The sequence below is a fragment of the Nocardia anaemiae NBRC 100462 genome (genome assembly GCF_001612725.1).
Classification (GTDB): Bacteria; Actinomycetota; Actinomycetes; order Mycobacteriales; family Mycobacteriaceae; genus Nocardia; species Nocardia anaemiae.
This window is the reverse complement of sequence record NZ_BDAZ01000087.1, coordinates 24,434-35,414: the sequence shown is the minus strand read 5'-3', so window position 1 is coordinate 35,414 and position 10,981 is coordinate 24,434. Positions and strand designations below refer to the sequence as shown.

Annotated in this window: 2 protein-coding genes and 1 pseudogene (1 of these 3 only partly in view); all 3 read left to right on the top strand. The window is 67.0% G+C overall.

Translation table 11 applies throughout. From position 1 onward, the window contains the following. A pseudogene (locus tag NA5_RS41570) lies at positions 1-818 on the top strand (hypothetical protein); the annotation flags it as partial. 18 nt (positions 819-836) lie between these two features. Continuing rightward, a complete protein-coding gene (locus tag NA5_RS36415; protein WP_062993585.1) occupies positions 837-2,381 on the top strand; it encodes a hypothetical protein in 1,545 nt (514 codons plus the stop codon). 9 nt (positions 2,382-2,390) lie between these two features. Next, on the top strand, positions 2,391-10,981 hold the beginning of the coding sequence (locus NA5_RS36410; RefSeq protein ID WP_157110844.1) for a helix-turn-helix domain-containing protein. Its footprint extends 20,122 nt past the window's final position; 8,591 of the gene's 28,713 nt are visible here — the first part of the coding sequence; the start codon lies at positions 2,391-2,393; its stop codon lies beyond the right edge, outside the window.

The following is a 10,981-nucleotide window of genomic DNA, read 5'->3' as shown; positions in this document are numbered from 1 at the left end:
GGTCGGGGCAGGGGCCGCGGATCGGTCCGTCGGTCGGCATCTTCGAAGGCGCCGGACGCAGCGGCTCGACGTTGACACTACTGCCCGGCGACCGGGCCGTGCTGTCGGGTGGGGTGTGGGATGCGTCGGTTCTGGACGCCGCGTACAACGCGGGTGCGGCAATGCCGGAATTGTTTGCGGGAGCACCGGATTGGGTGGCCGATCCGGTGCTCAATCCGCGAGCGGCAACCGGTTTGCTGTCGTTTTGCTACTGGTGGGAGGCCGGGCAGTGGTACCGGGGTGAGTCCGCGCCGATATCGGAGTGCGCGTCGGCGCTGCCCGCGGTGTGGACCCCCGGCACTGTGGCGGGTGTCGTCGACAACCTGCTGGACGACCAGTCGGGCGGTACGTCGGGCGCGGCCGAGTTGTTGGTGTCGGCTGCACAAGCAGGCGCGGTGACTCGCCAGGCGCTCGTGCAGGTCTTCGGTGACGGCACCGACATCGATGGCGCGATGTTCCAGTTCATGCTCGCGGATCTGGACGCGAACCACGCCGAGGGGATCGGCGAAGCGGCTGCCATCGACCTCGTCCGTGATCACATCCGTAGACAGGAGTACGACACTACGGGGTATCCGTTATCGTCACTGCGGGCCGATCGCATCAGCGTGGGCTGGATGGTGCGTTCGCCGGTGCCCGACGGCGAAATCGCTTTGGACCGTGCGGTTTTCTATGTTGCCGACGATGGCGTTGTAGAGCGCTCGACCACGTCGGTGCCGTGGTCGCTGTTCGTCTCCGGCTTCGAGCGACGGTTCCGGCTGCGCGGCAACGGCCGAGCCTGACCGGAGGGCGATCGCGACGTGAACGATGATGTTCGGTTGGATCCGGACCAGCTGCGAAATCGGGGAGCGCGGCTGGCCGAACTCGGGGACCGCGTGGGGCAAACCTATGCCGGACTACGCGATTCCCTGGCGCACGCCGACGGCACTTGGGGCGACGACGATCTCGGTCTCGCGTTCGCCAAGGAGTTCAAGCCGCATGCCGACCAGTTGCTGGCCCATCTGCGGGCGATGGAGCAGAGCTTGCACAGCACGGCAGCCGGAATAGTGGACGCCGCAAGCCGATTCGAAGAACAGGACATGCTCGGCGCCAGTCTGGTCGGCACTGCCGCCGACCACCTGGACCCGATCGGCGAGTCTGCATCGCCTTGGCCGATCGGCAGCGCGGGCACGTCGCCGCCCGCGGGCGCGCAGTTGCCACTGCGGTCCGAACCCGCGAAGACGTTTCCGGCCACGGGGGCCCCGACGTCCCCCACGGACCGGGCCGACCCCACCGAGCGATCCGTCCCCGGGACATCGGACGGGTCCGCGGGACGCACCACGTCGGAGAGCGGTCCCTTGCGGGATCCTTCGAATCGGTCAGCGGGCCGAGAGGGGGAGCGGGGAGCAGGCGGACAGGGCAACGCTAACCCCGGCAAGTCGGCCGGAGACTCCGGTCAGCGTCCTCCGGCCTCCGGGGTGTTCCCCCCGGCCGCCACCCGGGACGCACCCCGTACCCCCGCCGCGCGGCAGGCGGCGGCCAGCTCACCGGGCGGTGTGGGACGGCGGGATACCCCGTGGTCCGGGCAGCCGCCCAGAACGGCAGGACCGCCCGCCGCGGCCCAGGCGAGACCGTCGAGTCCTCGGCTGCCGTCTGCGCCGCGGGCGCCGAAGCCCGCCAACGAATCGAGGGACAAGCGCCGCGCCGACGCGCGCCCGGCGATCGATCCAGTAATCGGCTGGCTGGCGCGGGCGCTGGCCGAGAACCACGACGTACGGGTAACCGGATTCGATATCCCCGGCTTGCAGGTGCCGGTCATGCGAGAATTCGCGGCCGCTGTGGACCGGGTGCTCACCGACTACCCGGTGATCGCGCTCGATGTCGTCGCGGTGGCCGAGCTCGATGCCGAATCGGGGCCGGTGCGGTGGAGTTTCGAACCACGCGATACGCGGGGCACAGACGCCGGTCGGTCGATCACCCTCGACCAGCGGATCGCGACGCGAGCGACCGGAGCGGCGGAGTCCGAAGCCGAATCGGCGGAGCTGGATATCTACCTGGCGACGCTGCGCGAATTCGGCCGGGCACTCGACTTCGCCGGTGGCGGTGTCGCAAGCAGGCGAGCACAGCATGTTCTGATCGCGGAGTATTTGCGTCTCGAGGGGGTACGGAACAGCACATTCGCTGAGGTAGTGCGCGGCTACCGGCGATGGCGCGACGAGTTGACCGGGGCCGCCGCGGACGCACGCGGGTTCGACGTGCGCCGGGCCCTCGGCGCCGCCTTCGCCGATGTCGTGCTGCGCGGCGACGAGGCGAGCGTTCAGGCCCGAGCACTGCACGCGGTGCTGGTCGACGCGACGTCGCGGTAGGTGGTGCCGGTGGACGGTTTGTGGTCGCTGAACCCGGTCGTGGAGCTGCGCAAAGCATTCGACGAATTGCCCGCGGGGGTGCGGCGCCCGATCGTAGCGCTGGTGTTCGGGGGAGAACTGCCACGCGCCGACGTGTCCGGGATGCGATGGATGGCCGCGGAGCTGCGGGCCAAGGCCGCGGCCATGAATGCTCATGCGGAAGACGCGGAAAAGCTACTGACGCAAGAGGATTCGCTGGGCGCGCTGGGTGACCGAGTGCGCGAAGTATTGCATCTGCAGCGCGAGGGCGCGGTCAAGCTGCGGGAGGAAGCGCTGGCGTTGGCCGATCAAGCGCACGCGGCCGCCAACGATGCGGAGAAAACACTGTGCGTGATGTTCGTGTTCGGTGTCGAGCTGGCCTGGCGCATCATCAGGATGGTGGCGGTGGCCGCCGCAGCCGGTCCGGCCGGAGAGGTTGCGGCGGCTCCCATGGTGGAGTCGATGCTGGTCGAGGGCCGAGCCAAGGTCGCGCTGATGCGCGCGGGCCTGGAGAAGGCCTACCAGGTGGGCGCGGCGAAGACGGCTGCACGATTGTCGGCGTTGGGGCCGCACCGGTTCGCTCTTGCCGTCGGCACGGCCGCCGCGCTTCCCGCGGGTGTGGATTTCGGGGTACAGCTCATGCAGGTCGGGTCCGGCGACCGGGTCTCGACCGTCAAGGGCCCCAACGGGGAGAACCCGATGGGTATCGATGTGAAGTCGATCGAGGCCGCAGCAGTGTCGGGAGCCGGGGGTGCGGTGGGCGGCATGGCCGCGGGGGTGTTCGCCCCCAAGGTTGTTCCCGCTTTGGCGACCAGCCGAGCGGCACTCGGGCTGGTACAGGGGGTCGCGGGCGCGGTGTCCGGCCTCGGTGCGGCGGCATTGATCACGGGCTGGCCGGAACACTCCGAAGACATCCTGACGTCGCTGCTCAACGGCGGATTCGCCGGAGTCGTCGATGTGCACGGCGGGGCCCACTCGAATCCCGGTTCCGCTCGCGGTGAAGTGGTCGACGGCAGCGGTGCCTACGTCCCTCCAGATCCTCCCACGGTGAGTCTCAGCAAGGATGCCGTGATGCGGCTGGCGGGGGCTCCCCAGGAGACGAAATCGCTGATGCCCGCTCCGGTGGACAGCAACGGCGGCACCATCCCGCAGCTCACGAACTCGGCCGCGCCCGGCCAGGCTACGGCGCTGCTCGGCGGGCACCTGATATCGGAGGGTTCGCCGGGAGCGACGGCCAACCGACAGCACGAGTCGGGAGACCTTCCGCGGCGCCTCGCCGATGGGGGATCGGGTGCGCAGGCTCCTGCCCCGGATGAAGACGCGAACAAAAGGGCAGCGGCGGACGGGCGACCGGGCGAGCCCGATTCGCCTGCGCTGCAAGGCGACCACGCAGCAGCAGACCGTGGTTCGGGTGGCGGTGCGCAGGCCGGTGCGGATGTGCAGGGCGCTGGTGGCGCTACGCAGACCGGTGATCGTACCCATACCGGTGATGCGCAGCAGGATGGTGCCGATGCGCGTGGCGGTGGTGCGCAGGCCGGTGGCGCCGACGATGCGCGAACCGGGGACCGCGGGGGCGGTAGTGGCGGCGGCGCGCACGCTGGCGATGGGCAAACCGGTGGCGGTGGGCACGGTGCTGGCGGTGGCGGCAATGGGCAGGCCAATGGTGGTGTGCACGGTGGCGGTGGTGCCCAGGCTGGGAGTGGTGTAGCTGCTGGTGCACTCCTGGCGGGTGCGGGCGATGACCACTCCGATTCGAAACCGCAGCAATCGGCAAGCCACGGCGACGGCGACGCGCACTCGGTCGGTGTCGGCCGGAGCGCCTCGGCTCCGGCGGGCGACGGTGCGGCTGGGCACGAGTCGGCGACTCCTCGGCCGGGACCGGGGGCGGCGAAGGTCGATCCTCCAGTGGAGATTGGCAATGCGTCCGGCCGCCATGGTGCAGGTGGTGAGGGCCCGGCCCGGGTTACGGCCCCGAAGCAGGTGGATGTACCGCCCGCGCACGAGCCTTCGGCGGTGGAGCACACCAAGGATGCGGTGCCCGCTGACGCTCGCCCGTCGGTGCACGACGGACCCGACCGCCCGGCGGAGGCGCTGGCACAGGAGCTGGCGGGGCTGCCGTCGGCGGATCCGGCGACGAAGCAGGACCTTACCGCCGACCAGCAAACGCAGTTCAAGGCCGCGGCCAAGAAGGCGCTCGCGTTGTATCGGCTGCGGCAGGAAGAACTGTCCGGTGAGACGTGGGAGCAACGCAGGCACACGATGGAGCAGGGCGATCGGGTGGAGTCGCTGCTGCGGTACATCGACGCGGTGCGTGCGGGAACCGGCATGACGCCGCGGTGGAATCAGATCAAGGCATTCCTGCTCGGCGAGCACGGGTTCATGCGTCAGATGGGCACGGGCCAGGGAAAGTCCATGGTCGGTGCGCTGGATACGTTGGGGCAATTGTCGCGCGGGGAGCCGGTGGAGCTGGCGAGCGGTGAGTCGGTGCGGGTGCATCATGTGATCACCACCACCGAGGTACTGGCCAACGAGGGGGTCCGGGAATTCGCGCCGATGCTGCGCAGTCTCGGATACGAGGTCGCGCGCTGGGATCCGCACAATCCGCCGGGTGAGATGGATCGCCCGACGGTGTACTACATGACCTACGACGAGCGCGCGACCGCTGAGCTGTTCGACCGGCCGCCGCCAGGGAAGACCGCGACGATCGATGAAGCGGACGCGGTGCTGGTGCACAACCAGACGGTGCACTACCAGTCCGAGGGACAGCGGGAGCTCGCCTCGGACGTGGAGGCCGCCGGGGTGCACCGGGTGCGTGACTTCTTGAAAGCCGTGTTGCGCAGCAGAATCACGGCGGCGAAGGACCTGTCGGTGCATTTCGAACAGGCACTCCACGACGGGCCGTTGACGGCGGAGGAGGCCGGGGCGGTACGGGCACTGTCGCCGGAGGAAGTCGGGGCGGCACGGACCCTGACGGCGCGGTCGATGCGTGAGCAACCCGAGCAGTGCCTCGACACGGTGAGCCGGTTGTGGGAAAGCTACGCCGGGCGGAAATTCACCGCCGAGGAAACCGAGATGGCCCGCGCTTTCCTGGACGTCAAGGCGGGCCGGTTGAAACTGAATCGGGACTTCCAGATCTTCGGAACGGATTCCGAGAAGAAGGTACAGATTCTCGACGAGTACGGGAAGCCGCGAAGCGATCCGAAGATCGGCACCGAGAGCCGGTGGTTCGGAGGCCGCCACAAAATGGTGGAGGCAATGTTCGGCGCCCCGGTGTATTCCGATGGGAAGGGATCGAAACAGGTCACCGTGGAGGACGTCCTCGGCGGGTACGAAAAATTGCATCTGATGTCGGGCACGCTGGAGCGGACCGCGGCGGAGATCAAGGAGAATTTCCCGGTCCAGGGCGGTCTGGCGAAGGTGGAGGACTTCGGCCGGTCGAAACTGGTGGGGGAGCCGGATCGGATATTCCTCACCGAGCCGCAGAAATTGCGGGACGCGGTGAGCCGGGTGCAGCAGTTGCAGGCCGAGGGGCGGCCGGTGCTGGTGATCTGCCCGTTCAACGATCTGGCTCGGAAATTCTCGCTGATGCTGACCAAGGCGGACGTGGAACACACTGCGATCGACGGCCAGTGGTTCGCCGCGCATCGCGACAACAATGCCGCCGAGGAGCACTTGCTGTCGGTCAAGGACACGGCGGGTGCTCGGGGCGCGGTGACCGTCGGCACGGGGATGCTGGGCCGGGGTTTCGACGTATCGATCAGCGACGAGGTCAATCAGCTTGGCGGGGTGCACGCGCACATGCTGGGGCGTTCGCCGACCAATCCGGATGAGGACCATCAGAGGTCGGCGCGCGCGGGCCGCAACGGCCGCAACGGTAGTTTTTGTTTCAGCGTCGCCGCGTCCGACAGCCTCTACAGCGAGGCGCAGCATCACGGTGCGCGGGTCGCGATCACCCACTATCGGGCCGCTGTGGCCAAGCACACCGAGGCCACCGCCGAATACACCGAAGCCACCCGTCAGGCGGGCAATAGGAATGCGGCACAACCAGGGGAGGCCGTGCAGGCGGCACGGACGAAGGTCGCGGCCACCGCGGCCGATGTCGCCGCGGCCGAGCGGGAAATGCGCAGCCTGACGTCCCCCTTGCAGAACGAGGCGGCCGACCGCGCGTATCTGCAGCGTGCGATGCGCCGCGTCAATCAGGCCAACGCACCCCCTGCCGCAGGAGATCGCGCTGCCACCTCGGCAACACCCCCGGCCGCCGTCGCTGCGGGAGCTGTACCCACCGGGTCGGGCACTGCCCAAACCGCGGCGCATGCCGGTCAGGCCGGGACCGACACTGCCCAAACCGCGGCGGACACGGGCCGAACCGCGGCGGACACCGGCCACGCCGGGGCAGAGTCGGACCGTGCCGCGAGGGAAGCTGTGCACGCCGCGCCTGATACCGTCCAACCGCACCTGCAGGGGGACCGGTTCGCGCGGCTGGCCGGGTGGTTGGGGATACCCGCATCGGTCCAAGCGGCCGCAGCCGTATTCGACACCGACGATGACGACGACCCGTTGAGTCGACTGCTGGAACGAGCAGGTATCTCCTCCGCTGCCGTGGAAGCGCTGAACCAGCACCTCGACCACGCCCCGCCCGTGACGGTGATGCAGGCGGACACCCTCACCGACGAGCAAGCGCTGAATCATCTGAGGCCGCAGCGTAACCGGCTGGCCGCCGAACTCGGCTGGGAACCCGCCCAGGTCGCGGGCGCGGAGGGCGTGCGCCAGGTCGGCGCCGCCGTCGACGCGGCCCGCGCCGAGCTGGCGGCCCTGCTGGACGCCCCCGCCACCGAGGTGAACGCCGCCACCGCCCGCGACGTGCTCGCCGACGCGGTCGCCCGCCTGCTCGCCCCCACCGAAACTGCCGATGACCCGGCCATCGAATTCCTGGTTTTCGCCGCCTCCACCTACTTGGCTGTCAGCGCCCTGCTCGACCTTACGGTCGCCATCCACCAGCGCAGCCCGAAGAGCTGCGTCAACAACGGCGTGACGATGATGCGGGTGTTGTACCCCGATAACCAGCACTCCTATCACCTGCGGGACGACATGCCACTGCGGGGCCACGACGCCGACGATACGGAGCGGGCATTTGGCGGTGCCTTCCGGACATTCCGGTCGTTCGACGCGGCCGCCGAGTCGTTGAAAAAGTGGCCCGGGGGTAGCCAGGCGCTGGTCTACAACTGGATGAATAAGGGGAAAGTCGAGAACCACCTGGTGCTGCTGGTCAACGACAGTGACCGGGCAGATGCCCCGAACCTCGTCGTCCTGGACATTGCGGCCGCCCCCGGACAGGCACCGATCACGCCCGCCGATCTGGCCGAACCCGGCGCGCTGCTGAACAAAGCTGTCCCGTTCGAGCAGTGGCGGCGCGAACAGCAACCTTTCATCGACCAGCTCGACGAGGCGGATCGGCGCGTCTTCGCAATCGAATTCGACAGTGCGGGCGAACCCCTCGCCCGCCTGTCCAGCACGCAGCGTCCGGTCGTCTCCGCCAAGGACCCCGGTTTACCCCCGCCATCGCTGCGGTCGAGTCGTGGCCCACCACTTCGGCAGGACCAGTTCGCGCTGGTAGGCCATCGCCCGCCCGGCGACGGCTCGTTACCGGACAGCTCCGTCCCGGCCGAGTCCAGAGATGCGGCTGAATTCACCCACGGCGGTCGGCCCGAACTGTGGCAGATGAGCGAGGCCGAGCATTCCCTGCAAGGCCTCCCGCAGAACATCGAACAGCGCATCCCCGAGGGGATGAACGATTCTTTCCTGGTGGACTTCGGCGCGGGCGCGCTCGGGGTGTATCGCCCAGGTTCCGGCGAATATCGCGGCATGGTCGAGGATGATTACGAGGAAGTATTCCTCGTGCCACGTTCCGGGCTTGCGGTCCGCGCGGTGGCCACCTCCCGGCTCGATGAACAGATAGCCGACATTGCATCGAATTTCGATTCGACGTTGAGAGCAGGCCAGGTTCCGACCACAACATTGTGGTCTGGCAGCCGTGGTGAGGGTTCATTGTGTATGAATGTGCCCGACTTCGACACGAGTCGACCGTTTGCTGTTTTGGATCGGGTGCAGCGCGATCTCATGATAGTCCGCGGGTACATCTTGGGAGAGTGCGCTGCCGCGGGTGAGAATTATGGAACGGCCGCGGATGGAAAAACTCTCGTCGTCGTGCCGGAAGGGTACTGCCTACCCGACAGCAGCTATTCTTTTGCGACAGCGCAGCGCGAGCTTCCGAACGGGAATTTCTCGCTCTATCCTCCGAATGTTCCGGAATTTGTGAAGCACGCTATGGACCGCGAGGATGCTCGGCTGCACCCAGTGGCGCTCGCCGTCGTCGAAGCATTGCGCCCGGCGTGGCTGGAGAACATGTTGGCTACGCTCGGAATCGAGCGGCTAGCGATCGACGGGGCGCTGGATCGTCTCCGGGAACTGAAAGACAACGGTCGCGTTCTCGGCACGGCTCAGCCGTATTCGGCCGAGTCGATGGATAACTTCGAGCTTCCGCCCGAGTATCGGCTGAGAAGGCCGTTGGCTATCGATGAGTACCGACGGGCCGAGCGAGTAGTGCCGACCCGCGATGTGTACGAGATGGTGCCGTTGGATACCGATGCTCGCGCAGTTGTGCATATACCCCGCGGATCCGAGAGATCATTCCTCCTCAGGGTTGTGGACGGCAAATTTGTCGGAGCCGACGGAAAGCCTTACACGTCCCGGTTCCTGGAGAGTCTCGGAATGCGAGACTTCGAGAGCATTGTGATGGGTCCGGCCGTCGGAGACGATTTTCGTGTCGGGTCGAATCATCTGCTTTTGTACGATGATCACCCCCGCTCGGAGTTCGGGGTACCGGGCTACGCGGTGTGCACGTTCATCGACGGTCTACCGGAGGAAATAGAACCCTTCGCCAATGCCTTCGGGCATTCGGTCGACGAACGGCCCGAGGGACGGCGAGAGCCGAGCAAGCGGAAGCTGATGCAGTCTGCGGCGCAGCTCAGATATGATCTTCGGAGTCGAGGCGTCGATCTTTCGGGCGGCCGCTTCCGGGATATGTATCGAGGAAAGCTGTGGAGCTCGTCGACAGCTGACCCGACCGTCGAAGACCTGACTGTCGACGAGCTGATCGACCGGGGCGCTGACGCGGCCGAAGAGTTGCTGCCCGGATACGGTGCGGACGACTTCTGGGTGGCGATCGAAAAAGTCGAGTCGGAATCCGATCGCCTGGTGACGACATTGTCGGTGAATCCGGTACTTTTCGAATCCGGCGAAATAGATGTGGAATGGCTACGCGCGGAAGGGAAGGTGACCGCCCGAATTACTCGGGTGAATTTGGGGCCGGACTCGGTGCGGGTTGCCGAAGCGCTCCGCGAGCTGGACGAGGTATTGCGTCGATGGTTGGCGAAGTCGGGTGTTCAGCTGGTCGGTGGTATGGAACCGCTGGCCGAATTGACGGTGGGTGAGTCGAGCTCCACTGGTCGTTCGGTATCCGGTGACGGGGCGGCTGCCTGGGCAGTCGAGCGCCTGCAAGCCTCCGGCTGGCATGATGCGGGCCAGATCGACGACGTGGCCGCCGCATTCTCGGAGTTGGCGACAGGTCGGCCGGGAGGCAACGATCTCAGGTTCGAACTGCAGACCTTCGGTGCTCCGGGTAAGCGGGTACTTCTCGGTCGTTCGGTCGAAATCAATATCGACAGCCCCGAGTCGGCTCGATCGGCCGCGCTGCCGGAGTTTCTGCAAAATCTCCGAGGAACGGCCCACAGCTTCGGTGTCTCCGAGCTGGCGGCGGGACAGTCGGTGTGGTTCATCTACGAAGAATCCGCACCGGATTTCATCGGCAGCCGCCCGGGGGTAAGCGGTCGTGATCGGCGCGACGACATCGACTACAACCCCGATTCGGTAGGCCAGGGCTGGAGCGCCCGGGAGGGCATGAGCGAACCGGAGACGCCGCTGTCGAACGTCGACTCCCGCCCGGCGGTGTCGCACGATGGGCCGTTCTTCCACGTGGGGGATCTCACCGATGAGCAGGTGCTGCAGCATGCTCTCGTTCCCGAGCAGCTTCTGCTCACCCAGGAGCATGCTGTCGCGCTGTCGGATGCAGTGACCGAACGCGATCAGGCAGTCGACCGAATCACCGATCAGGTGCGCGAGTTGGAGCACGTGCTTGCGCAATTGGTCGGTGAATCGGGAACGGTAGACATGGTGTCTCTGACCGGTGTCCGCGATGAGCTGAATACATTCTTGAACCAGCGATTGGCCGCATACGCCGAAACACCAGAGGGACGGCGCGACCAGACGATTGCGACCCTGCGTGAGCTCACCGCGCAGGCACGTCTCGACGATAAAGATCTTCGAGTGCTTGCCGAGATAGTCTCGGTCGAGCCCAGTAGATTCGCGGGGTTGCTTCCTGGGGCGAAAGAGCGTTATGCCCAGGCGTTGCACACCGCGGCACGGGTTCGGCTTGCGGAGTTGGATGCGCATCGGGTGGAGTCATTCCGAGTCGAGGACGCGATACGACGTTTGCAGCGCGGAATCCGGGGGCAGCTCGACCGTGC